A 22,024-nucleotide genomic window follows, 5' to 3' on the forward strand; every position below is an offset into this window, starting at 1 on the left:
GGCGGCGCACGCGGGTACGCCCTGCCGATCGGACCCGGGGGAGGCGTGATGGCGAGCGAGGCGCCCGACTACTTCCAGCCCGAGGGTGGGCTGGTGCTCACGCACCTGCTGATCGTGCGGGATGTGGACCGTTCCCGGGAGTTCTACCAGCGGGTGCTGGGCGCGACGGTGGTGCGGGAACGCCAGCCGGCGATCCTGCGGTTCCACAACAGCTACATCGTGATCAACAACGAGGGTGGTCCGACCGACGACAAGCCGGGTGTGCAGGCACAGGCGCCGCCGGATTCGAACACGCTCAGCAGCGCGATGAACGTCCGGGTCACCGATGTCCGAGCCGTCTACGAGCAGTGGCGGTCCCGGGGTGGGGAGTTCCTGACCGAGCCGAAGGATCATGGCGTCGAGATCCGGTGCTACCTGCGCGACCCGGACGGCTATCTGATCGAGCTCGGTCAGGGCACCGGCATCCTCGCCGAGATGGGCCGCGCCGCCTCCGCCTGAGCCTGACGATCGGCGCGCCGGCCGCCCTGGTCACGGCCGGAGCAGCCATCGTGATCGGGCCCATGGTGATCAGGCGGCGGGTACGGTGAACGTCGTGGAGGATCTCGGCGCGAAGGTCTCGTATCTCGCGCTCCCCGTCGGCACCCGGGTCTACGACGTCGACTCGGCACCCGTCGGCGTGGTCGAGCACGTGCTGACCGACGAACCGAAGGACATCTTCCACGGCGTCATCGTGGCGCCGCCAGGGCCGGACCAGTCCCACCGCTTCGCCCACCGGGAGCAGATCGCCGACCTGTACGAGCGGGGCGTCGTGCTGTCGGTACCCGGTGCCGAAATGCGCGATCCGGGCGAGGACCCGCCGGCCGGAGTGGTCGAGGAAGCGGCTCACCACCCGGTGCAGGCGGACCTGCGCCGCGCCTGGCAGCGGCTGAGTAGACCCCGCTGAACCCGCCGACCTGCGTCCCGGTGTGTCCTACGGCGAGACTCGTACCTCTACCGAGCTGATGAACCACCGAAAGTCGGACGTGCTGTGAATGGACACGTCGTTCGTGCCGCTCTTGTCGAACGAACGCGTCCCGGCGCACACGACGACGGACTGACCTGCCGGCACCGGCCCCGCGCTGAACAGCTGCGCGAAGTAGTGGGCACCCCGGGTCAACTTCTCCTGCAGGAAGCTCTCGTCATCGTCGGTCTCCTCGTCGAGGACCGACATCTCGGCATATGAGGGCTCGGACACGTGGGGATGCAGGACGTCGAGCATCAGGAAGTTCCGCTGGCCGGTGCGGGAGTTCGACCATCCCCATTCGTCCTCTGTTTCCAAGCGGTGCGTCGCCTCGACGCACTGGGCGTCGATGAGGACCTCGACCAGACCGGTGGTGGGCGGCACGAAGGCGAACGCTATCGAGCTGAACCCGTCGCCGGATGCGTAGTCGAAGTCGCCGGCGTCGCCGTTGTCCATTGTGATCGAGATGCCGACGTCGCCGACCGACGGGTTGAGCGTATGAATGCGATCAACGACGAAGTTGTCGTTGTGTACCGGGACGAAGCCGAAGTTGAACCCGAAGAACGGCGGCCGGAAGAGTTCCCACCGGTGTGGCCCGCTGTCGTCGGGTTCGTAGACTCCCCAGGGAAGCGCGTGCTCGTGGAACGGAGACAGCCTCAACCATGTGTCGAGGTTGTCCGAGAGGTGGAACCCGGCCGTGACGTTCTCGTCGGCCGTGAAGACGTCGGCGATCGCCTCGTGGTAGTCGGTCGCGATCGCGGCAATCGCCTCACGCCTGATGTCCCGACTGCGCAGGAATGCGTCAGCCTTGTGTTTCCTGGCTTTGTTGAGTTCGTCGTAAGGCGACCGCAACCCTTGCGGCGGCTGAAGCAGGTCGCGAAACGTTAACCGTTCCTGCTGCATCAGCTGCCGCAGGTCCGTCCAGTTGTCGTCGCCCAGCAGGCGCTGCAGCCGGTCGCTGGCATCGGCCGACAGTTCCGCGGCCTTGTTGCTGCGCTTCTTGGTGATCTTCCCGAGCCGCTGCTCACGCTCCTCGGCTGCCGCATCCGCCAACCGCTGGGCTTTCGCGGGAAAATGGCTGAAATTCCGAATTGTCTTACCGGTACTGACCACGTCAACCACCCCACCAAACCCTTGCCTACATGCTGCTTCACATCTCTCCGGGTGGCCATGCGGGTTGTGCTATGTACGCAAGGCAACATCTACCTTCAAATGCGATCAACCGGACTCTGTGCCAAGCGGCCGGGAACCCAGCCCGGGGCAGCCACGTCGTAGGGGGCATGACGGGTAGCAGCGCCTCCCATCCAACGGCCGCCTCCGGCGTCCCCCGAGTCATGACTCCCGCTCGCGTCATGGGACTGGCCCTGGTCGCCGGACTGGCGCTGGTCACCGGCTGTACGGCGGAGCCGGTCCCCGTGCCGCCACGCGACCGGCCAGTGCCGGCCGGCGGGTTCCAGCTCGTCGCGTTCGACTCCTGCTCGGAGGCGCTGCGGCAGCTGAAGACGGCTGCCAAGGCGTACGTCGGGCCCTGGGGGTTCGAGCCGAGCGGGGACATGCGTACCTTCGGCCGCGCCGAGAAGGCTGCGGCGCCCGCCGCGGCGGGGTCGGCGGACGCGGCGTCCAAGGGCTACTCGGGCACCAACACGCACGAGGCCGGGGCCGATGAACCGGACCTGGTTAAGACCGACGGCAAGCGGATCGTCACCGCGTCCCACGGCAAGCTGTACGTGGTCGACCCGGCCACCCGCCGGCTGACCGGAGAGCTGGACCTGGCACCGGGTGCCGATGGGTTCGGCGGGGAAGACGGCCTCCTGCTGCACGGTGACCGGGCGCTGGTGCTGCGCCGCGACGGGTGGGCCGGGATGGCGAAACCGGCCGTCCCCGAGGGAGGTGCGCGCGCCGTCCCGGGAGGCGCCCCGATGCCGGACGGCATCGTCGGCCCTCAGCTGATCATGGTCGACCTGTCCGGCGCGCCGAGGATCATCGGCGAATACCGGATCGACGGCAGTCTGGTGGACGCCCGACAGGTGGGCACGACGGTCCGGGTCGTGGTCCGCTCCGCGCCCCGGCTGACCTTCCCGTACCGGGAACGGGCCACCGATGAGCAGCGCACCACCGCCAACCGCGAGATCATCGACAACGCCACCGCCGACGACTGGCTGCCCCGGTACGAGGTCACCGCCGGCGGGCGGACCAGCGCCGGACGGGTCGGCTGCGAACGGGTGAGCCGGCCGGCCGCCTACTCCGGCACGTCGCTGGTGACCGTGCTCAGCTTCGACCTCGGTGCGGCCACGCTCGGCGCCGGCGACCCGGTCACCGTGATCGCCGACGGCGACACCGTCTACAGCAACGGACCCCGGCTGTACGTCGCCAACGACCAGCGCTGGCGGGTGCTGCCGATGCTGACCGGGCGGAACATCGCACCCGATCCCAGGGACGAGACCACCGAGATCTATCAGTTCGACATCTCGGGCGCCGGTGCCCCGCGGTACGTCGCCGCCGCGTCCGTACCGGGCTGGCTCATCAACCAGTACGCCATGTCCGAGTGGGACGGGCACCTCAGAGTGGCCACCACCAGTGGCCGTACCTGGGGCGACAGGCCGAACTCGACGTCCAGCGTGTCCGTCCTGCGCGCCGACGGCACGGCGCTGACCCAGGTCGGTAAGGTCACCGGACTGGGCAAGGGGGAACGGATCTACGCGGTCCGGTTCGTCGGCGGCACCGGGTACGTCGTCACCTTCCGGCAGACCGACCCGCTCTACACCGTCGACCTGCGTGATCCGAAGGCGCCGAAGGTGAGCGGCGAACTGAAGATCAACGGGTATTCGGCGTACCTGCACCCGGCCGGCGACGGACGGCTGCTCGGTGTCGGGCAGGAGGCGTCCGACCGCGGCCGGGTCCAGGGCACCCAGCTCTCGCTCTTCGACGTCGCCGATCCGGCCAGGCCGACCCGGATCGCCCAGCATCACGTCAGGCAGGGGCACTCCGAGGCGGAGTTCGACCCGCACGCGTTCCTCTACTGGCCGGCCGAACGTTTGGTCGTGGTCCCGTTGACCGTCTACGACACGCGGCTGCCGAGCAACGTGGCGCTGGCGCTGCGAGTCGGCGACGGCGGGTTCACCGAGGTCGGCACGGTCGACCACACGCTGGGCACAGGGCGTCCCGGGGAACTGGCGCAGATCCGCCGGTCGCTGGTGGTCGACGGAGTCCTCTGGACCGTTTCCGACGCCGGTCTCAAGGCGACCAGCCTCGCCACCATGAAGACCCTCGGCTGGCTGCATACGGCATGACTCACATGGTGGTGTCCGGGGTGGTTCGCCGCCCTGGACACCACGCCGGTCAGCGCTTCCTCCTCCGCGCTGGCCACGACGGCCCCTGCTCCCGCCGCCTGCACCGCTGACCCGAGGGCAACCGCGGGAGGTGGAGGGTCCGGGGCCCAGGGATGATCGGCGGTCCGTTTCACCGTGCGGGGCGCGGGTGGACGACGACCTCGTCGAAGGAGAGGCTTCGAGGCGAACTACGCCGAGTTCATAGCAGTCGTGGCAAGGCGTGCCGGGGTGTCGTCGGAGAGGGCCGAAGCGCTCAGCCGCGCGACCTTGGAAACACGAAGCGACTCCTGCCGCGGGGGCGTGGCGTTGCCGGCTGTTCTGACTGCTAGCTCTTCTTCTGCTTGTGCGGCAGCGTCGCGACGTACGCCTTCGCCTTGTTGACCCACAGGGTCGCTTGTTCGGCGGTGAACGATGAGGGCAGCGACAGGTAGCCACCCATTGGCCGCTCGGCTGGGCCGAACGGTTCCGCACCCTCGATCCTCGCCAACTCGGCCAGGTCGTTGGCGGCGAGCTTCACGCCGACCGACGAGCCGAACAGCCCGGCGAACATGTTGCCGTTCACGAACGCGCCAAGGCTGCCGAACATCGGTTTGACCTCGACCCCCGGCGCCTCCGGGATGAGGGAGCGGAAGAACTGCTTGTCAGAGTCGGTGGGTTTGGGCATCTGCATCGTCGGCTCCGGTCAGGCAGCGACGGGGCGACGGCCGGCGAAGGCAGCCAGCCGCTCCATCGGGTCGGCATCGGTGGACGGGGTGACCTCGTCGGCGAATGAGGAACCGCGGCCACCGGGGACGAGCTGCTCGGCGAGCTTGTGGACGTAGGCCACGACCTCGTCACTGACGACCAGGGGCCTGCCGCTGCCTTGGGCCATGTCCCATGCGTGTAGCAGGAATTCCACCGGCATGATGCTCGCCGCGAACCTGGCCGGCATCTCGCCGCCGCCGGGGAAGGGAACGGTGCCGTCGAGGCCGCGGGCCCGCCATCCCTCGATGGCCTGCGCCGCCATGGTGGCCACCCGGTTCTCCAGCGAACCCGTCTCAGGGTTCACGACCTCGACGCCGGCCATCGAGCCGAAGGCGACCATGGAGCCGAACAGGTGCTCGGCGAGGTCGTGGCAGGTGAAGTCCGCGCACGAGGTCTGCTTGGGACGGTCCTCAGGAGTCAGCTGGCGCAGGACCGTCTGGAGCACGGCCAGGGTGGCGTCGGCGGCGGACAGCTCATCGAGTCGCTCGGGGGCTGCGGACCACTCGTCCGGGCCGGCGTCGCCGGCGACGGCAGCCTTCTCGAGACGGCCGAAGTAGTGGTGCCAGCCCTCGGCGTGCATCGCAGCCTGCTCGTCGGTCAGCCCCTCATGGGTGAGGGTGACCTGGGTGCCGCCGGCGACCGCCTCGACCGTGATCGTGACGGTTGAGGCGTCGGGGGCGAGGTCCGGGTTGCCTTCCCAACCCCAGCCGAACACGACCCGCTTGCCGGGCTCGACCTCTCGGAAGGTGCCGGCCGCCACGTGGCCGGGGGTGATCGTCCAGCGGTAGTCACCGCCGACGCGCAGGTCGACCCGGGCCGACACGGTCTGCCAGCGGCGCAGCCGCTCGGGCTCGGTGATGAGGGCGAACGCCTCGTCGATGTCGACGGGAAGAACGACGGTCTTGGTGAACATCAGTGGTCTCTCTCAATCCGTTGCGACTTCAGGGCGTGTGCGTCGGCGACCAACAGATCGAGCTCGGCGGTCCAGAACCGGTCGATCTCGGCCTGCAATTGACGGAGCCCCTCGGGAACGACCCGATAGATGCGCTCCCGGCCGACCTTCTCGGCCTCCACCAGGCCGACTTGCGCCAGCAACAACAGATGCTGGGAAATCGCCGACCGGGTGACCGTGAACTCCGCCGCGATGCTGCTCACCGTGCGGGGCTGTGACGCGAGCAGCTGCAAGATCCGTCGCCGGGTGGGCTCAGCGGCGGCAGACAAAGCGTCGATCACCAGGAACACGTTAGCCATGGCTAACGCGTTTGTCAAAGCCGCGCTGCTGCTGCGGCCGCCCACCCGGCGCGGCGGCTGTGTCGGGGGGCGGGCTGACACCGGCCGTCACCTCGATAGCGAGACACGCGATCCTCCGACCCGCACAGCTACGGGTGCGGGCATAGCCCGCGCCGGCGGGGAAGGTTGCGTCTCCGTCCGGGCTGGCGGTGTAGGAATGAGTTCAACGGCCACCTGACGGGCCTGCCGCCCGGCCGGGGCTCAGGCTGACCGGGCAGTGTCGGTGATGTGCGCGAGCACGGCCGAGTAGTCCCGGTCGCCGAGGCCGGCTTTCTGTGCTGCCACGACCCATTGCCGGGCGGCCGCCGCGACCGGCAGTTCGACATCTGCCGACTCGGCGGCCGACACGACCAGATCGACGTCCTTCCGGGCGAGTGACAGCGCGAACCGCAGCGGGAATTGACCGGACTCGACCGCTGGCCGCCGTCGATCCGCTTGCGCGCCGACGGGAGTCGCGGACAAGATCTCGAACGCGACGTCGCGCGGCAGACCAAGCCCGTCCGCGAGAGCGAGCGCCTCACCGAGGACCGCGAGCACCCCGAAGAGGGTCGAATTGGCGACCAGTTTGGCGGCCGCGCCGGCACCGAGCGGTCCGACATGCATCGGCGAGCCAAGCGCGCCCAGCACCGGCATCCACCGTTGGACAAGCGTCTGCGGCCCTCCGACGAATATCCGCAGCGAGCCCGACTCGGCCTCCGAGACGCTGCCCAGCACCGGCGCATCGAGCAGGCCAACGCTACCCGGCAGCATCGCTGCCAACCGTCGCACGGCGGCCGGCCCGACCGTCGACATCTCAACGAGCGTCGTCGACGCGGTGGCACCCGCGAGGATGCCGCGCGGGCCCTCGGTCACCTCTCGGAGCGCGTCCGGATCGGACAGCATGGTGATGACCAGGTCGGCGCGGTGGGCAGCCTCCGCCGGACTGTCGGCAGCGACGGCGCCACGTGCTACAAGATCGCTGGCCCGCTGCGGCGTGCGGTTCCAGACAACGAGGTCATGGCCGGCATCGAGCAGCCGGCCCGCCATCCGGCTACCCATCCCACCCAGACCGATCACAGCGACCGTGGCCATGGCCCCATCCTGCCAATTTCCCCAGGGCAATGCGGTACGCAGCGCCGACCTCACCCCAAAGCGGTTCGTAGCCGGCTGTGCCGCAGGCGATCGAAACCGCTGCAGCGATCGACGTGTCGGCCGACGCGTCGATCGCACCTGGGCGAACATGGTGGTCATGGTGTTACCCAGACGCTTGGCGCGGTTCAACCGGGTCGTCATCAACCGCGTGACCGGTCCGCTGGCCGGGCGGCTGCCCGGCTTCGGCGTCATCATCCACCGGGGCCGCCGCTCCGGTCGGGTGTACCGGACTCCGATCAATATCTTCCGGACGTCCGACGGTTACGTCGCCGCGCTGACCTACGGGATCACCGACTGGGCGAGAAACGTACTGGCGGCCGGCGGCTGTGAGCTGGAGATCCGCGGCCGGCGAGTGCCCCTCACCCGTCCCCGCCTCGTGCCCGACGCCACCCGCCGGGACATGCCGCCGGTCGTCCGTCAGCTCGTCGGGGTGATCGGCGTGACCGACTTCCTCTATCTCGACACCGTGCCCGATGCAGACCACGTCAGACGTGCGTGATCACGTTCTTGCCGTACGAGGAGAGGGTCTTCTCCTTGTCGTCGTGCATGAGGTAGAGGGCGAAGTTGTGCACCCCGATCTCCTTGAGCTCCTGGAGCCGGTCGACATGGGCTGACTCGGGGCCGACGAGACAGAACCGGTCGACGATCTCATCGGGCACGAAGTCGGTGGACGGATTGCCGGCCCGGCCGTGGTGTGCGTAGTCGTAGCCCGCGCGGCCCTCGATGTAGTCGGTGAGTGCCTTCGGCACGACCCCGGAGTCGCCGTAGCGGGCGACCAGGTCGGCCACGTGGTTGCCGACCATGCCGCCGAACCAGCGCAGCTGATCCCGTTGGTGCGCGAGGTTCGTGCCCACGTAGGCCGGCGCGGCCACGCACATCGTGATCGAGTCCGGATCTCGACCTGCTGCGGTGGCCGCGTCGCGTACCGATCCGATCGTCCAGCGGGCGATGTCGGGATCGGCCGTCTGCAGGATGAAGCCGTCGGCCTGCTCGCCGACCAGCCGCAGCGCTTTCGGGCCGTAGGCGGCCATCCAGATCTCCAGCCGGCCGTCCCGCACCCACGGGATGCGCACCGGCGTGCCGTGGTGCTCGACCTCGTTGCCTTCGGCTAGCTCTTTGATCACGTGCATCGCTTCCTTCAGCGTGGCCAGGCTCGCCGGCGGCTGGCCGATGACCCGCCGGGCCGAGTCGCCGCGGCCGATCCCGCACACCGTGCGGTTGCCGAACATGTCGTTGAGCGTGGCGAAGAGCGACGCGGTGACCGACCAGTCGCGGGTGCTCGGGTTGGTCACCATCGGCCCGACGATCAGGTGCTTGGTGGCGGCGAGGACCTGCGAGTAGATGACGAACGGCTCCTGCCACAGCACGCAGGAGTCGAACGTCCACCCGTAGCGGAACCCGTTGTCCTCGGCGGCGGTGAGGCCGGCCACGACGTCGCGAGCTGGCGGGTCGGTCTGAAGTACGACACCGAAGTCCACCGCTTCTCCTTTTCAACAGTTGCTTAGGCGGGAGCCCCGGTCCTTCAGGGCCGGAGGAACGCTGTTGCGGACCGGGATGTTTCTGGTTTCGATGTACTCCTTGACCACGGCGAGTGGTGTGCCGCCGCAGGACCCGGCGAAGTACGACGGGGACCACAGGTCCGCGCCCCACAGGTCCCGGCGCAGGTGCGGTTCGTGCTCCTGGCGCAGTCGGGCCGATACGCCTTTGAGGCTGTTGACCGGTTTCGACAGTGCGACGGCCGGCGGGTAGTGCACGGGCAGGTGGACGTGGTCGTCCTCGTCGTTGAACTCGCGCAGCTCCGCGCGGAAGTCGGTGCAGACGTCGGCCATGATCTGTTGGCAGTGAGTGAGGATCGCCGTCGGTGAGCGCGCCCCGCCGGTACTTCGTGGTGAGGACCAAGTGGGCATGCAGGTTGTGGACGACTGAGCGGCCTCGGCGAACATCCGCATCTGGGGTCCGTCTGGGTGACATAGGCCAGCGCTACGGTGGTCATGTGAAGCTGGTCGTGCAGGTGAAGCTGCTGCCGACGCCCGGGCAGGCGTCGGCGTTGGAGGCGACCCTGCGCGCGTGCAATGCGGCGGCGTCCGACGTGGCGGCCGTGGCCCGGGAGGCCGGGACGTACCGGAACTACGACCTGCGTAAGCACGTCTACGCCGGGATCAGGGCTGACTACGCCCTGGGTGCCCAGGCGGCCCAGCACGTGATCAAGAAGGTCTCCGACGCCTACGCCACATTGAAGGCGAACCTGCGGGCTGGCAACTACGGCAAGCCCGGCTCGAAGCGGCGCCGCAACGTCGAGACCAACCCGATCGGGTTCCGCTGGAACGCGGCCCAGCCCTATGACGCCCGGATGCTGTCCTGGCAGGCCGATGCCCGGACCGTGTCCATCTGGAGCACGCACGACCGGCTCAAGGGCGTCGCCTATACCGGGTCCGCCGACCAGCTCAAGGCGATCGCCACCAGCAAGACCGGCGAGTCGGACCTGATCTTCCGGGACGGCATGTGGTTCCTGTACGCCACCGTCGAGGTGGCCGAACCTGAACTGATCGACCCGTGCGGCTTCCTCGGCGTGGACATGGGCATCGCCAACATCGCCTACGACTCCGACGGCACCGGCTACGCCGGCGACCGGCTCAAGGGCTACCGCCGGCGGCAGCTGCGGCTGCGCAAGCGGTTGCAGGAGAAGGGCACCAAGTCGGCGCGGCGGCTGCTGGCCCGGCGCAACAAGAAGGAAGCGCGGCACGCCGCGAACGTCAACCACCGCATCGCCAAGACCATCGTGACCGAGGCTGTACGCACCGGTCGCGGCCTCGCCGTCGAAGAACTGACGGGGATCCGCGAACGGGTCCGGCTCCGCAAGCCCCAACGGGTCACACTGCACTCGTGGTCGTTCCACCAGCTCGGCAGCTTCCTGGACTACAAGGCCCGCCGAGCAGGTGTACCGCTGCTCCAGGTCGACCCGCGGTACACCTCCCAGACCTGCCACAGCTGCGGGCACCGCGACAAGCGGAACCGGCTGGACCAGGAAATCTTCCACTGTCGGTCGTGCGGGGTCGTTGCCCACGCCGATCACAACGCGGCCCTCAACATCGCCCAGCGCGGTGTCGAGGGCTGGGGCGCAGTCAACCGTCCGCACGCGGCATCACCCTGCATCCAGTAGGGGGAATGACCTGCAAGCCTGCCCATTCATAGGCGGGTAGTTGACACCAGGTACTGACTGAGATCGCGCTTCAGGAACCTGCCGTGCCCGGCCGCGCCGTGGAAGGCGTTGTCGTCGACCACGACTCGACCACGGGACAGCACGGTGGAGACCTGTCCGGTCAGCTCCATGCCCTCGTACGCGGAATAGTCCACGTTCATGTGGTGCGTGCGGGCCGATATGGTCTGCTGGGCCGTCGGGTCGTACACCGTGATGTCGGCGTCGGCGCCCGGCGCGATGACGCCCTTACGCGGGTAGAGGCCGAACATCCTGGCGGGCGTGGTCGAGCTGATCTCCACCCAGCGCGGCAGGGTGATCTCGCCTCTCACGACGCCCTGATAGAGCAGGTCCATCCGGTGCTCGACGCCGGGCATCCCGTTCGGGATCTTGGAGAAGTCTCCCCGGCCCAGCTCCTTCTGGTCCTTGAAGCAGAAGGGGCAATGGTCGGTGGACACCAGCGACAGGTCGTTGGTGCGCAGGCCCCGCCACAGTTCCGCCTGGTGCTCCTTCGGGCGCAGCGGGGGAGAGGCGACGTACTTCGCGCCCTCGAAGTCGGGCCTGGCCAGATCCTCCAGCGACAGGAACAGGTACTGCGGGCAGGTCTCGGCGAACACGTTCTGCCCGGTGTCACGCGCCTGGGTGACCGCGTCCAGTGCGTGTGCGGCCGACAGGTGCACGATGTACAGCGGCGCGCCGGTGACCTTGGCCAGCGCGATCGCCCGCGAGGTGGCCTCGCCCTCCAGCTCGGGCGGCCGGGTCAGGCCGTGCTGCACCGGGTCCGTCTGACCGTTGGCCAGCGCCTGCGCGACGAGCTGGTCGATGGCGATGCCGTTCTCCGCGTGCATCATGATCATCGACCCGGTGTCCCGGGCCTTCTGCATCGCCCGCAGGATCTCCCCGTCGGTGGCGTAGAAGACCCCCGGATAGGCCATGAACATCTTGAACGTGTTGACGCCCGCGTCGATGCAGGCCTCCATCTCCTTCAGCGACGTGTCGTTGACGTCCGAGACGATCATGTGGAACCCGTAGTCGATCGCGCAGTTGCCGTCGGCCTTGCTGTGCCACTTGTCCAGCGCGGACAGCACGGACGTGCCCTTGCCCTGTACGGCGAAGTCGACGATGGTCGTCGTGCCGCCCCAGGCTGCGGCGATCGTCCCGGTCTCGAAATTGTCCGCCGAGAACGTGCCGCCGAACGGCATCTCCATGTGGGTGTGGCCGTCGATGCCGCCCGGCACCACGTACTTCCCGGCGGCGTCGATCACCCGCTCGGCACCAGCCGCCCACTGCTCGGCCAGACCCGAGTCGGGCGCGGCGAGCGCCGCGATCCGCTCGCCCTCGACCAGCACGTCCGCCGGGTACGCCCCGGTGGCGTTGACGATCGTTCCGTTGCGGATGACGATGCTCACGGCGTCACCAGCGATTCGTACGTGTCGGGACGGCGGTCGCGGTAGAACGCCCACAGGTCACGGACCTCGGCCAGCTTGTCCATGTCCAGGTCGCGGACGACGACCTCGTCCTCGGTGTCCGACGCCGCGTCGCCGACCAGCTGCCCGCGCGGGTCGACGAAGTACGACTGGCCGTAGAAGTCGTTGTCGCCCAACGGTTCCACGCCGACCCGGTTGATCGCGCCGACGTAGTACTCGTTGGCGACCGCGGCCGCCGGCTGCTCCAGCCGCCACAGGTACTCCGACAGGCCGCGGCTGGTCGCCGACGGGTTGAAAACGATCTTCGCGCCGGCCAGGCCGAGCGCCCGCCAGCCCTCGGGGAAGTGCCGCTCGTAGCAGATGTAGACGCCGATGCGCCCCACGGCTGTGTCGAACACCGGATAGCCGAGGTTCCCCGGCCGGAAGTAGAACTTCTCCCAGAACCCCTTCACCTGCGGAATGTGGTTCTTCCGGTGCTTGCCGAGGTAGGTGCCGTCGGCGTCGATCACCGCGGCGGTGTTGTAGTAGACACCGGGCTGCTCCTGCTCGTACATCGGCACGATCAGCACCACGCCGTGCTGCTCGGCGACCTCGCGCATCAGCGCGGTCGTCGGCCCGTCCGGGATGGCTTCCGTGTACGAGTAGTAGTCCGCGTCCTGGATCTGGCAGAAGTACGGGCCGTAGAACAACTCCTGCAGGCAGACCACCTGTGCGCCCTGCGAGGCGGCGCGGCGGATGGCCTCGACCGCGTTGGCGATCATCGACTCCTTGTCGCCGGTCCACTTCTGCTGCACCAGCCCGGCTCGGATGATGGTGCTCATTTTTCCCCCTTCGCGTGCGCGGTGCGCGGCATCGACAGCGCCAGGTAGACGAGGAACCCGCCGATCAGACCGACCACCCAGCTGTAGTCGTAGAGCGGCTTGAGGAACGGGATGAGCCCGTCGGACGGGAACGGCCCCTTGCCGGGTGCGGAGTAGGCGCCACCCACCGCGAGGACCGCGCCGACGACGGTGGCGACGATGGCGGCCCAGTTCCACCCGCCGGAGAACCAGTACCTGCCCTCGGGGCGGTAGAGGGCCGGCAGTTGGAGGCTGGTGCGGTAGCGGACCCAGTACCCGGCGATGAGTACGCCGGCGACCGCGCCGAGCAGGCCGCCGTAGAACCCGAGCCAGACGAAGATGTAGATGTTGGGGTCCTGCACCAGGCGCCACGGCTGGATCAGGATGCCGAGCACGCCGGTGATCAGGCCCCCGGTCCGGAAACTCACCAGTCGGGGCGCGGCGTTGGAGAAGTCGTACGCCGGGCTGACCGTGTTCGCCGCGACGTTCACCGACAGCGTGGCGACCACGACGGTGAACAGGCCGAGCGCGACGACCAGCGGGTTCTCGAACTTCGCCGCCAGTTGGATGGGGTCCCAGATGGCCTCGCCGTAGATCACGGCCGTGCCCGAGGTGATCAGGATGGACAGGATGGCGAAGAACGACATTGTGGTCGGCAGGCCGAGGATCTGCCCGTACGCCTGCTGCCGCTGACTGCCGCCGAACCGGGTGAAGTCGGGGATGTTCAGCGACAGCGTCGCCCAGAACGCGATCATCCCCATCAGTGACGGCGCGAACAGCTTCCAGAAGTCGGCGCCCCAGCCCAGCTTCGACGGCTGGGACAGGATCGGGCCGAGCCCGCCCGCCTCGACCAGCACCCAGATCAGCAGGGCGACGGCGACCACGATGACGAACGGTGCGGCCCAGTTCTCGAAGCGCCGCAGGGTGTCCATGCCGCGCCAGATGATCGCCATCTCGATCGCCCAGAACAGGAAGAACGAGGCCCACAGTGTCCACGGGTAGTCCATCACCGTCGCCGCGTCGACCCACCAGGAGCCCAGCAGCTTGCCGGCGATCGCGTAGATCGCCTCGCCGCCGATCCAGGTCTGGATGCCGAACCAGCCGCACGCGATGAGGGCGCGGAGCAGAGCCGGGAGGTTCGCGCCGCGGACTCCGTAGAACGCGCGGGCGAAGACCGGGAAGGGGATGCCGTACTTCGTGCCCGCATGGCTGTTCAACAGCATCGGGATCAGGACGAGCAGATTGCCCAGCGTGATCGTGAGAAAGGCCTGCACCCAGTTCATGCCGAGCTGGATGAGCCCGGCGGCGAGCAGATAGGTGGGGATGTTGTGCGCCATGCCGATCCACAGCGCCGCGAAGTTGTACGTGGTCCAGGTGCGCTTCTCGATGGGAACCGGGGCGAGTTCCTCGTTGAAGTAACGGCTGTCGGCGATCGTCGAGAAGTCACGCAACTCGACTCGGCCATCCGGATGGGTGATCTGTGTGCCCGGCTCGGCCGCGGTGGTTTCGGCGGGGGGCAGGGGTTCAACGGCCATCGGTCACCTCCCTGTCACGCTGCCGCAACAGCGGCCGGCCAACCGGCGCGTGCTGCGGGTGGGGGCGGATCAGCACGATCTTTATCGGAATGGTGGGTGTCCCGGACCCGCCACGGGCAGCGGCAAAGTGTCCACGCTTGCCATGATCGGGGCACACTCTGTCCACGGGCATACCCGCACGGAGCTGTCAATCGCCACGGTGGATGGATTCGGGCCTCCTGCCGGACCCTTGACCCGTCACGTGTCGTCGAGATCGTGCACCAGCAGCGCCACGTACAACGACAACATCGACTCCGGGTCCTCCAACGACACCCCGAGCACCTGCGCGATCCGCGACAGCTGCTGGTAGTAGGCCGTACGCGACAGGTGCGCGACGGCGGCCGCCGCCGACTTGTTCCCGCCCTGCTCGCAGAAGCAGCGCAGCAGCTCCACCAGTCGGCTGCCCTGGCTGTCATCGCGGGCCAACAGGGGCCCGAGCTCCCGGTCCGCGAACGCCCGGACCCGCTCGTCCTCGCGCAGCAGGTGCAGCAGGCCGCGCAGTCGCACGTCATCCAAGCGGTGGTAGAGCTGGGTGCCGGGGGAGCGCAGCGCGGCACCGGCGACATGCGCAGCCTCCCCCAGACTGCGCCGCACGTCCGACACCTGCGACACCGTCGTCCCGACGGCCACCACCACCGCACTGGCCGTCGAGCGGTGGACTTCTCTGGCCAACCGCCGCAGGATCGCGTCGACATCCGCCTGCGTCGGCAACGACAACAACGCGCGCACGCTGGTGTCGTCCACGACGCCCACCAACGCCGGCACACTCACCCGTCGCGCGGCCAACGCGGTGGCCTCCGCGAGGTCTCGCAACACCTCCTGCGTGGCCAGTGCGGGGGCGCGCGGCGTGATGCTCCCCGGCCGGATCGCCACCCCGACCAGTTTCCGCCGCTCCAGCGCAACGCCCAACGCGGCCGCCCGGGTGGTCAGATCAGGAGGAGGCAGGGCCTGGCCGAGCAGTTGCGCGAGCAACATCCGGTGCGTCTGCCGCTCCAGGCTCTCCCGATCCCGCGCCATGAGCCGGTGCACCGCCAGCGCCGACGCGGCCCGCTCCGCGACCACCACGTGCCGGTGCGGGGGAGGGGCCGGCGAGAGCAGCACCAGTCGTCCCCAGTCGGCGCCCTGCGCGCCGACCGCGGTGATCAGCCAGCCGGCTTCCTCGTCGTAGGCGGTCCGTTGGGACACCGCCACGGACCGGGATCGCTGCCCCCAGTCGGTCAGCAGCTCGATCGGGTCCTGCCCGGCCGCGTCGTACGCGAGCACGTCGTGCCCCAGCGTCTCCAGCACGACCGGCAGCCCGGAGATTCTCGCGACCTCGCGCAACACCTCGGCCGGCTCCGCCCCGGCGACGGTGAGCGCGGTGAACGTCTCGTGCACCTGCTCAGCCGCCCGCAGCTCGGCGAGCTGCGCGTCCACGATCAACGCCACGACCGCCTCCGTGACGGACACGAACTGGGTCTCCCGCGCCAGCGTGATCAACGGAAGCCGGTGCCGTTCCGCAGCCGCCACCAGCGCCTCCGGCACGTGGTCGCTCCAGCGCCGGACCAGCTCCACCACGAGCCCCGCCGCGCCGACCGCGGCCAGGTCGTCCACGTACGTCGTCAGCGCCGTTTCCTCGTCCGGCAGCGCGATGCCGGTGGTCAGCACGAGCTCGCCGCCGCGCAGCAGATGAGCGATGTCGGCGACCTCCGCCGCATGGACCCAGCGGACGGGCCCCGGCAAGCCGGCGGATCCGGCGACGACGCGGGGCCTGGCGCGCCGGATCACGGGCAGCGCTATGGCTTCGGCGACCGTGGGGTACATGCGCCCTCCCGTGCGGGGGATGCACACAACGTAGTGCCATCTATGCCGACCCGTACAGGTTGTCGGTGGCGGCGAACACCGAAGTCTCGGGACACTCGGCTGAGTCACGAGATACGGAGGACGCGATGGCGCATCGGGAGTTGCTGCATCGACACCGGTCCGTGCTGCCGAATTGGCTGGCCCTCTACTACGAGGAGCCGATCGAGATCGCCAGCGCGCGCGGTCGCCGGGTGACCGATCGCGAGGGCCGCACGTACCTCGATTTCTTCGGCGGCATTCTCACCAACTCGGTCGGCTACGACGTGGCCGAGATCAGCGACGCGGTCCGCTCGCAGATCGACACCGGCGTGCTGCACTCCTCGACGCTGTACCTGATCGAGTCGCAGGTCGAGCTCGCCGAGAAGATCGCGCACCTGTCCGGGATCCCGGACGCGAAGGTGTTCTTCACGAACTCGGGTACGGAGGCCAACGAGACCGCGTTGATGCTCGCCACGCAGTACCGGCGCAGCGGGCAGGTGCTCGCGCTGCGCAACTCGTACCACGGGCGTGCGTTCGCCACCGTCGCGATCACCGGCATCCGCGGCTGGTCGGCCAGCGAGCTCAGCCCGATCAGGGTGAGCTGGGTGCACGGTGGCTATCGGTACCGCAGCCCCTTCAAGGACCTGTCGGACGCCGATTACGTCAAGGCGTGCGTCGCCGACCTGCGCGAGGTGATCGAGACCGGGACCGCCGGCGACGTGGCGTGCATGATCGTCGAGCCGATCCAGGGCGTGGGCGGGTTCGCCTCCCCGCCCGACGGCCTGTTCCGCGAGTTCAAGAAGGTGCTCGACGAGTACGGCATCCTGCTCGTCTCCGACGAGGTCCAGACCGGTTGGGGCCGTACCGGTGAGCACTTCTGGGGCATCCAGGCGCACGACGTCGTGCCGGACGCGATGACCTTCGCCAAAGGACTCGGCAATGGTCTGGCGATCGGCGGTGTCGTCGCGCGAGCGGAACTCATGGACTGCCTGCGGGCCAACTCGATCTCCACCTTCGGTGGCAACCCGATCTCCACCGCGGGAGCCCTCGCCACCCTCGACTACCTCCTCGACCACGACCTGCAGGCGAACGCCGCGAAGCTGGGAAACCGCCTGATCCACGGCCTTCGCTCGGTCGCCGCGACGCATCCGGTGGTCGGCGACGTACGCGGCAAGGGTCTGATGCTCGCCCTCGAGCTCGTCGGCCCGGCCGGCGAACCCGACCCCGCCGCCGCCACCGCCCTGTTGGAGGAGACGCGCAGTCGCGGACTGCTGGTCGGCAAGGGCGGCCTGCACGGCAACGTGATCCGGCTGGCGCCGCCGATGACGCTCACCGAGGACGAGGCCGACGAGGCGCTGGGCATCCTCGCCGAGGCAGTCGAGGCGGTGTCGGCATGAGGATCACGCACTGGATCGGCGGCAAGGCATGGACCGGCATCGCCCAGCGAACCGGTGACGTGTACGACCCCGCGACGGGTCAGGTCGGCGGGCAGGTCGATTTCGCCAGCGCCTCGGACGTCGACGAGGCGGTCACCGCGGCCCGCGAAGCCTTCTCCCGGTGGCGCAACGCCTCCCTCGCCCAACGCGCGAACGTGATGTTCTCGTTCCGCGAACTGCTCAACGCCCGGAAGTCCGACCTCGCCGCGATCATCACCGCCGAGCACGGCAAGGTGCTCTCCGACGCGGCGGGCGAGATACAGCGTGCGCTGGAGGCGGTGGAGTTCGCCTGCGGCATCCCGCAGTTGCTCAAGGGCGGGTTCAGCGAGAACGCCTCGACCAAGGTGGACGTGTACTCGATCCAGCAGCCGCTCGGCGTGGTCGGGGTGATCTCCCCGTTCAACTTCCCGGCGATGGTGCCGCTGTGGTTCGTACCCAACGCCATCGCCTGCGGCAACACCGTGGTGCTGAAGCCGAGCGAGAAGGACCCCTCCGCGGCGAATTTCCTGGCGGAGCTCTTCGCCGAGGCCGGGCTACCGGATGGCGTGTTCAACGTCGTGCACGGCGACAAGGAGGCGGTCGACCGGATCCTCGAGCATCCGGAGGTCAAGGCGGTCTCGTTCGTCGGGTCGACGCCGATCGCCCGGTACGTCTACGAGACCGGAACGCGTAACGGCAAGCGGGTGCAGGCGCTCGGCGGCGCGAAGAACCACATGGTCGTGCTGCCCGACGCCGACCTCGACCTCGCCGCGGACGCCGCCGTCTCGGCCGGTTTCGGCTCGGCCGGTGAGCGCTGCATGGCGATCTCCGTCGTCGTGGCGGTGGATCCGGTCGGCGATGAGCTGGTCGGCAAGATCAGCGACCGGATCGCCGAACTGCATGTCGGCGACGGTCGCCGCCCGGGCTGCGAGATGGGACCGTTGGTCACCGGGGCGCACCGCGACCGGGTGCGGTCATATCTGGACGCCGGCCGGTCCGCGGGCGCGAAGCTGGTGGTCGACGGACGCGGTCATTCGATCGACGGTGACGACGCCGGCTTCTGGCTGGGGCCGACCCTCTTCGACCACGTCGACGTGGACATGTCCATCTACACGGACGAGATCTTCGGTCCGGTGCTCTTGGTGGTACGGGTCCCCAGCTACGACGCGGCGGTCGACGTGGTGAACGCCAACCCGTACGGGAACGGCACCGCCATCTTCACCAACGACGGCGGCGCCGCGCGGCGGTACCAGAGTGAGATCGAGGTCGGCATGGTCGGCGTCAACGTGGCGATCCCAGTTCCGGTTGCGTACTACTCGTTCGGGGGTTGGAAGGACTCACTGTTCGGTGACTCGCACGCGTACGGGCCGCACGGCGTGCACTTCTTCACCAGGGCCAAGGTGGTCACCAGCAGGTGGCTCGATCCGTCCCACGGCGGCGTGAACCTCGGCTTCCCACAGAACAGCTGAGCAACCGGTCGGCCGGTAGCAAGACCAGATGCAGCGATCGACGTGTCGGCCGACGCTTCGATCGCCCTTCGGGGAACATGGTGGCCATGGTGTTACCCAAGCGGTTGGCGCGGTTCAACCGGGTCGTCACCAACCGGGTGACCGGTCCGCTGGCCGGGTGGCTGCCCGGCTTCGGCGTCATCATCCATCGCGGCCGCCGCTCCGGTCGCGAGTACCGCACGCCGATCAACATCTTCCGGACGTCCGACGGTTACGTCGCCGCCCTGACCTACGGGGTGAGCGACTGGGCGAGGAACGTGCTGGCCGCCGGCGGCTGTGAGCTGGAGATCCGCGGCCGGCGCGTGCCCCTCACCGGTCCCCGCCTCGTGCACGACCCCACCCGCCGGGACATGCCGCCGGTGGTCCGCCAGCTCGTCGGCATGATCGGCGTGACGGAGTTCCTCCATCTCCGCACCGTGCCCCGTGCGGACCACGTCGACTAGGGTCTGTCCTGCGGATCATGATCTCTGTGGATCATCCGGGGCAGCGCCGACACCCGACCAAATGCCATAGTGGCGCCGTGAAGGCAGACCTGCAGAACTACTTGAAGGGCGGCCGCGACGCGCTGCTGTGGAAGCTCGACGGGCTCAGCGAATACGATATTCGGCGCCCGCTGACCCGGACTGCCACCAACTTGCTCGGTCTGGTGAAACACTCGGCGGTCTGCGAGATCCTCTACTTCGGCGTCGTGTTCGGCCGGCCGTTCGAGCAGAAGCTGCCGTACGTCGGCGACGGAGCGGAGACCAATGCCGACATGTGGGCGACCGCGGACGAGACCCGCGAGGAGATCGTCGCTCTGTACCGTCGCGCGAGCGCCCACGCCGACGCCACCATTGAAGCCCTTGCCCTGAATGATGTCGGGCGCGTGCCGTGGTGGGGAGATGCAGCGGTCACGTTGCACCACGTCCTGGTCCACGTCATCGCGGAAACACAACGGCACGCCGGCCACGCTGACATCGTGCGCGAACTCATCGACGGCGCGGCGGGGCTGCTGCCCAGGAACGACAACCTGCCCCCCGCCGACGAGCCATGGTGGCTGGACTACCGCCAGCGAGTGGAGCAGGCTGCCCTCGACGCCAGCAAAGGCAGCATCTAGGTTCTCTGTCAATCATGGAAGCCAGATGATGGCTAGACAGCTCCGCCGGGCTCCTACGGGAGGCTCGACGCCGGCGGCGAGTCGGCGAGCTCCGCGATCACCTCGGCGTGACAGCGCTCCGGCACACACCAGCAGCCGAGCCTGCGCCCGCGCAGTTCCGGGAGGAGGGCGAGGAGTTCGGGGCTGTCGAGCAGGTACGCGCGGTACTTCTCGACGACCTCGTCCCGGGTTCCGTCCGGGCCGGGGCGGTACGGGCTGGACAACGGGGAGCGGGGGAGTTGCCAGCCGCCGCGATACATGGCGCGCCCGACGTAGACCACATCGGCGTACGCCGGGTCGTCGCGGTGGCCCTTCAGGTTGACGACTGTGGTTGCCTGCATGGCTCGGCTCCTCGGTTCTCCCCGGCGAACGGTAGTCGGGCGATCCACGCCCGGCCAGCTTGCCGGTGGGCCAGACTGCACGGGTGAGAGTCACCGCGCTCACCACCAGGTGGACGCCGTGGCGGTTCGTGACCGCCTTCGGTGTGGTCAGCCTGCTGTCGGACGTGGTGTACGAGGGCGCCCGGTCGGTCATCGGCCCCTATCTGGCCACCTTCGGCGCATCCGCGACCGTCGTCGGGCTGGTCACCGGCGCCGGCGAGGCGACCGCCCTGGCCGGGCGGCTGGCCACCGGACCCCTCGCGGACCGGACCCGCGCCTACTGGCCGCTCGTCCTGGTCGGCTACGCCGTGACCATGGTCGCCGTGCCCGCTCTCGGGCTGACCACCGCGCTGTGGCTGGCTGCGGCGCTGTTCGTCGCGGAGCGCGCCGGCAAGGCGATCCGCGGCCCGGCGAGGGACGTCATGCTCTCGCACGCCGCTGCGGCAGTCGGCCGCGGCAAGGGCTTCGCCGTCCATGAGGCGCTCGACCAGGCCGGCGGCGTTGCGGGGCCGCTGCTGGTCGCCGCCGTACTGGCCGCCACCGCCCACAACTACCGGCCCGCGTTCCTGGCCCTGGCCGTACCCGCCGTGGCGGCGATGCTCCTGCTGCTGTGGCTTCGCGCCGGGGTCCCCGACCCGCGCCGCTTCGAACCGGGGCCTCGACCCGGCGCCGCGCCCGCTCCGCCGGGCGGCCGGCTGCCCCGGGTGTTCTGGGCCTATCTGGCGTTCACGGCGGTGACCACGGCCGGCTACGCCACCTTCGGGGTGCTCAGCTTCCACCTCGCCACCCGGCACGTCGTACCCGTGGCGGTGGTCCCGGTCGTGTACGCCGCCGCGATGGGCGTCGACGCGCTCGCCGCGCTGGCCTCCGGGTGGCTGTACGACCGGGCCGGCGTCCGGGTGCTGGCCGCCGTACCCGTGCTGACCGCCCTGATCCCGCTGGCTGCCTTCACCACCACCCCGGCGACCGCGGTCGCCGGGGTGCTGGCCTGGGGTGCCGTACTCGGCATCCAGGAATCCACCATGCGGGCGACCATCGCCGACATCGTCCCCGCCGCTCGCCGGGGCACCGCCTACGGCATCTTCGCCGCCGGGTTGGGCGGGGCGACCCTGGTCGGTGGGCTGCTCACCGGCGCCCTCTACGACTACTCGATCACCGCCGTGATCGTCACCGTGGCCGGCATCCAGGTCGTCGCCCTGGCCCTGTTCCTTGCCATCGTCCGACCGGCGACCTGA

The 22,024-nt window shown here is 69.1% G+C and carries 21 protein-coding genes and 1 pseudogene; 10 read left to right on the plus strand and 12 right to left on the minus strand.

The window, feature by feature from the left end; genetic code table 11:
* The first annotated feature begins 48 nt into the window (after nucleotides 1–48).
* Together GA0074696_RS16605 and GA0074696_RS16610 are read left to right on the plus strand one after the other, a co-directional pair.
* Nucleotides 49–498 (plus strand): VOC family protein, encoded by a 450-nt coding sequence (locus tag GA0074696_RS16605; RefSeq protein WP_088961943.1) that lies wholly within the window; start codon nucleotides 49–51, stop codon nucleotides 496–498.
* A 94-nt stretch (nucleotides 499–592) separates the two neighbouring features.
* A complete protein-coding gene (locus tag GA0074696_RS16610; RefSeq protein WP_231925030.1) occupies nucleotides 593–943 on the plus strand; it encodes a PRC-barrel domain-containing protein in 351 nt (116 codons plus the stop codon).
* A gap of 27 nt (nucleotides 944–970) precedes the next feature.
* Here the strand turns inward: GA0074696_RS16610 and GA0074696_RS16615 are convergent, their stop codons facing one another.
* Nucleotides 971–2,122 (minus strand): hypothetical protein, encoded by a 1,152-nt coding sequence (locus GA0074696_RS16615; protein ID WP_088961945.1) that lies wholly within the window; start codon nucleotides 2,120–2,122, stop codon nucleotides 971–973.
* 230 nt (nucleotides 2,123–2,352) lie between these two features.
* Here GA0074696_RS16615 and GA0074696_RS16620 point away from each other — a divergent pair, with 230 nt between their 5' ends.
* Entirely contained in the window at nucleotides 2,353–4,290 is a 1,938-nt protein-coding gene (locus GA0074696_RS16620; RefSeq protein ID WP_231925031.1) for a beta-propeller domain-containing protein, read from the plus strand.
* A gap of 364 nt (nucleotides 4,291–4,654) precedes the next feature.
* Here GA0074696_RS16620 and GA0074696_RS16625 read toward each other — a convergent pair whose 3' ends face one another.
* From GA0074696_RS16625 to GA0074696_RS16640, 4 genes are all read right to left on the minus strand, one after another.
* A complete protein-coding gene (locus GA0074696_RS16625; RefSeq protein ID WP_197700727.1) occupies nucleotides 4,655–4,993 on the minus strand; it encodes a TfoX/Sxy family protein in 339 nt (112 codons plus the stop codon).
* An 18-nt stretch (nucleotides 4,994–5,011) separates the two neighbouring features.
* Nucleotides 5,012–5,986 carry a TIGR03086 family metal-binding protein gene (locus tag GA0074696_RS16630; RefSeq protein ID WP_231925032.1) on the minus strand — a complete coding sequence of 325 codons (975 nt, stop codon included), beginning with the start codon at nucleotides 5,984–5,986 and terminating at the stop codon, nucleotides 5,012–5,014.
* Nucleotides 5,986–6,315: an ArsR/SmtB family transcription factor gene (locus GA0074696_RS16635; RefSeq protein WP_231925033.1), complete on the minus strand. Its 330-nt coding sequence runs from the start codon at nucleotides 6,313–6,315 to the stop codon at nucleotides 5,986–5,988. The genes GA0074696_RS16630 and GA0074696_RS16635 overlap by 1 nt, the downstream gene beginning before the upstream one ends.
* A 249-nt stretch (nucleotides 6,316–6,564) precedes the next feature.
* The gene (locus GA0074696_RS16640) at nucleotides 6,565–7,434 is read right to left on the minus strand and encodes an NAD(P)-dependent oxidoreductase (protein ID WP_088961948.1); all 870 of its coding nucleotides are present in this window, start codon (nucleotides 7,432–7,434) and stop codon (nucleotides 6,565–6,567) included.
* Here GA0074696_RS16640 and GA0074696_RS16645 point away from each other — a divergent pair.
* Nucleotides 7,427–7,993 (plus strand): nitroreductase family deazaflavin-dependent oxidoreductase, encoded by a 567-nt coding sequence (locus tag GA0074696_RS16645; protein WP_231925034.1) that lies wholly within the window; start codon nucleotides 7,427–7,429, stop codon nucleotides 7,991–7,993. The two genes, GA0074696_RS16640 and GA0074696_RS16645, sit on opposite strands and share 8 nt — an antisense overlap.
* On the opposite strand, the gene GA0074696_RS16650 is transcribed toward GA0074696_RS16645, so the two are convergent.
* Nucleotides 7,980–8,972 carry a TIGR03842 family LLM class F420-dependent oxidoreductase gene (locus GA0074696_RS16650; protein ID WP_088961949.1) on the minus strand — a complete coding sequence of 331 codons (993 nt, stop codon included), beginning with the start codon at nucleotides 8,970–8,972 and terminating at the stop codon, nucleotides 7,980–7,982. The two genes, GA0074696_RS16645 and GA0074696_RS16650, sit on opposite strands and share 14 nt — an antisense overlap.
* A 12-nt stretch (nucleotides 8,973–8,984) precedes the next feature.
* A pseudogene (gene tnpA / locus GA0074696_RS31865) lies at nucleotides 8,985–9,465 on the minus strand (IS200/IS605 family transposase).
* Between the two features lie 22 nt (nucleotides 9,466–9,487).
* Between tnpA and GA0074696_RS16660 the strand changes: the two are divergent.
* Nucleotides 9,488–10,654 (plus strand): RNA-guided endonuclease InsQ/TnpB family protein, encoded by a 1,167-nt coding sequence (locus GA0074696_RS16660; RefSeq protein WP_088961950.1) that lies wholly within the window; start codon nucleotides 9,488–9,490, stop codon nucleotides 10,652–10,654.
* A gap of 26 nt (nucleotides 10,655–10,680) precedes the next feature.
* On the opposite strand, the gene hydA is transcribed toward GA0074696_RS16660, so the two are convergent.
* The 4 genes from hydA to GA0074696_RS16680 form a co-directional block, all read right to left on the minus strand.
* Nucleotides 10,681–12,099: a dihydropyrimidinase gene (gene hydA / locus GA0074696_RS16665; protein WP_088961951.1), complete on the minus strand. Its 1,419-nt coding sequence runs from the start codon at nucleotides 12,097–12,099 to the stop codon at nucleotides 10,681–10,683.
* Nucleotides 12,096–12,938, minus strand: coding sequence for a nitrilase-related carbon-nitrogen hydrolase (locus GA0074696_RS16670; RefSeq protein ID WP_088961952.1), 843 nt, complete (start codon nucleotides 12,936–12,938; stop codon nucleotides 12,096–12,098). Before GA0074696_RS16670 ends, hydA begins: the two co-directional genes overlap by 4 nt.
* The gene (locus tag GA0074696_RS16675) at nucleotides 12,935–14,491 is read right to left on the minus strand and encodes an NCS1 family nucleobase:cation symporter-1 (RefSeq protein ID WP_088961953.1); all 1,557 of its coding nucleotides are present in this window, start codon (nucleotides 14,489–14,491) and stop codon (nucleotides 12,935–12,937) included. Before GA0074696_RS16675 ends, GA0074696_RS16670 begins: the two co-directional genes overlap by 4 nt.
* Before the next feature lie 237 nt (nucleotides 14,492–14,728).
* Entirely contained in the window at nucleotides 14,729–16,333 is a 1,605-nt protein-coding gene (locus tag GA0074696_RS16680) for a PucR family transcriptional regulator (protein ID WP_088961954.1), read from the minus strand.
* Nucleotides 16,334–16,458: 125 nt separating this feature from the next.
* Between GA0074696_RS16680 and GA0074696_RS16685 the strand changes: the two genes are divergently transcribed.
* The 4 genes from GA0074696_RS16685 (at nucleotide 16,459) to GA0074696_RS16700 (ending at nucleotide 20,370) form a co-directional block, all read left to right on the plus strand.
* Nucleotides 16,459–17,748 carry an aspartate aminotransferase family protein gene (locus GA0074696_RS16685; protein WP_088961955.1) on the plus strand — a complete coding sequence of 430 codons (1,290 nt, stop codon included), beginning with the start codon at nucleotides 16,459–16,461 and terminating at the stop codon, nucleotides 17,746–17,748.
* A complete protein-coding gene (locus tag GA0074696_RS16690; protein ID WP_088961956.1) occupies nucleotides 17,745–19,235 on the plus strand; it encodes a CoA-acylating methylmalonate-semialdehyde dehydrogenase in 1,491 nt (496 codons plus the stop codon). The genes GA0074696_RS16685 and GA0074696_RS16690 overlap by 4 nt, the downstream gene beginning before the upstream one ends.
* Before the next feature lie 86 nt (nucleotides 19,236–19,321).
* A complete protein-coding gene (locus tag GA0074696_RS16695; protein ID WP_088964619.1) occupies nucleotides 19,322–19,717 on the plus strand; it encodes a nitroreductase family deazaflavin-dependent oxidoreductase in 396 nt (131 codons plus the stop codon).
* 77 nt (nucleotides 19,718–19,794) lie between these two features.
* On the plus strand, nucleotides 19,795–20,370 hold the full coding sequence (locus GA0074696_RS16700) for a DinB family protein (protein WP_231925035.1): 576 nt from the start codon (nucleotides 19,795–19,797) through the stop codon (nucleotides 20,368–20,370).
* A gap of 53 nt (nucleotides 20,371–20,423) precedes the next feature.
* Here GA0074696_RS16700 and GA0074696_RS16705 read toward each other — a convergent pair whose 3' ends face one another.
* The gene (locus GA0074696_RS16705) at nucleotides 20,424–20,750 is read right to left on the minus strand and encodes a DUF4326 domain-containing protein (RefSeq protein WP_088961958.1); all 327 of its coding nucleotides are present in this window, start codon (nucleotides 20,748–20,750) and stop codon (nucleotides 20,424–20,426) included.
* Nucleotides 20,751–20,833: 83 nt separating this feature from the next.
* Here GA0074696_RS16705 and GA0074696_RS16710 point away from each other — a divergent pair, with 83 nt between their 5' ends.
* Nucleotides 20,834–22,024: an MFS transporter gene (locus GA0074696_RS16710; protein WP_088961959.1), complete on the plus strand. Its 1,191-nt coding sequence runs from the start codon at nucleotides 20,834–20,836 to the stop codon at nucleotides 22,022–22,024.

Source organism: Micromonospora purpureochromogenes, from assembly GCF_900091515.1.
In the GTDB taxonomy this organism is placed as follows: domain Bacteria; phylum Actinomycetota; class Actinomycetes; order Mycobacteriales; family Micromonosporaceae; genus Micromonospora; species Micromonospora purpureochromogenes.

What these genes read in the sequence shown, in the direction of transcription:
- GA0074696_RS16605 (WP_088961943.1), top strand. Translation starts at nt 49, where the DNA reads ATGGCGAGCGAGGCGCCCGACTACTTCCAGCCCGAGGGTGGGCTGGTG.
- GA0074696_RS16620 (WP_231925031.1), top strand. Translation starts at nt 2,353, where the DNA reads ATGGGACTGGCCCTGGTCGCCGGACTGGCGCTGGTCACCGGCTGTACG.
- GA0074696_RS16625 (WP_197700727.1), bottom strand. Translation starts at nt 4,993, where the DNA reads ATGCCCAAACCCACCGACTCTGACAAGCAGTTCTTCCGCTCCCTCATC.
- GA0074696_RS16630 (WP_231925032.1), bottom strand. Translation starts at nt 5,986, where the DNA reads ATGTTCACCAAGACCGTCGTTCTTCCCGTCGACATCGACGAGGCGTTC.
- GA0074696_RS16640 (WP_088961948.1), bottom strand. Translation starts at nt 7,434, where the DNA reads ATGGCCACGGTCGCTGTGATCGGTCTGGGTGGGATGGGTAGCCGGATG.
- GA0074696_RS16670 (WP_088961952.1), bottom strand. Translation starts at nt 12,938, where the DNA reads ATGAGCACCATCATCCGAGCCGGGCTGGTGCAGCAGAAGTGGACCGGC.
- GA0074696_RS16675 (WP_088961953.1), bottom strand. Translation starts at nt 14,491, where the DNA reads ATGGCCGTTGAACCCCTGCCCCCCGCCGAAACCACCGCGGCCGAGCCG.
- GA0074696_RS16680 (WP_088961954.1), bottom strand. Translation starts at nt 16,333, where the DNA reads ATGTACCCCACGGTCGCCGAAGCCATAGCGCTGCCCGTGATCCGGCGC.
- GA0074696_RS16685 (WP_088961955.1), top strand. Translation starts at nt 16,459, where the DNA reads ATGGCGCATCGGGAGTTGCTGCATCGACACCGGTCCGTGCTGCCGAAT.
- GA0074696_RS16690 (WP_088961956.1), top strand. Translation starts at nt 17,745, where the DNA reads ATGAGGATCACGCACTGGATCGGCGGCAAGGCATGGACCGGCATCGCC.
- GA0074696_RS16695 (WP_088964619.1), top strand. Translation starts at nt 19,322, where the DNA reads ATGGTGTTACCCAAGCGGTTGGCGCGGTTCAACCGGGTCGTCACCAAC.
- GA0074696_RS16705 (WP_088961958.1), bottom strand. Translation starts at nt 20,750, where the DNA reads ATGCAGGCAACCACAGTCGTCAACCTGAAGGGCCACCGCGACGACCCG.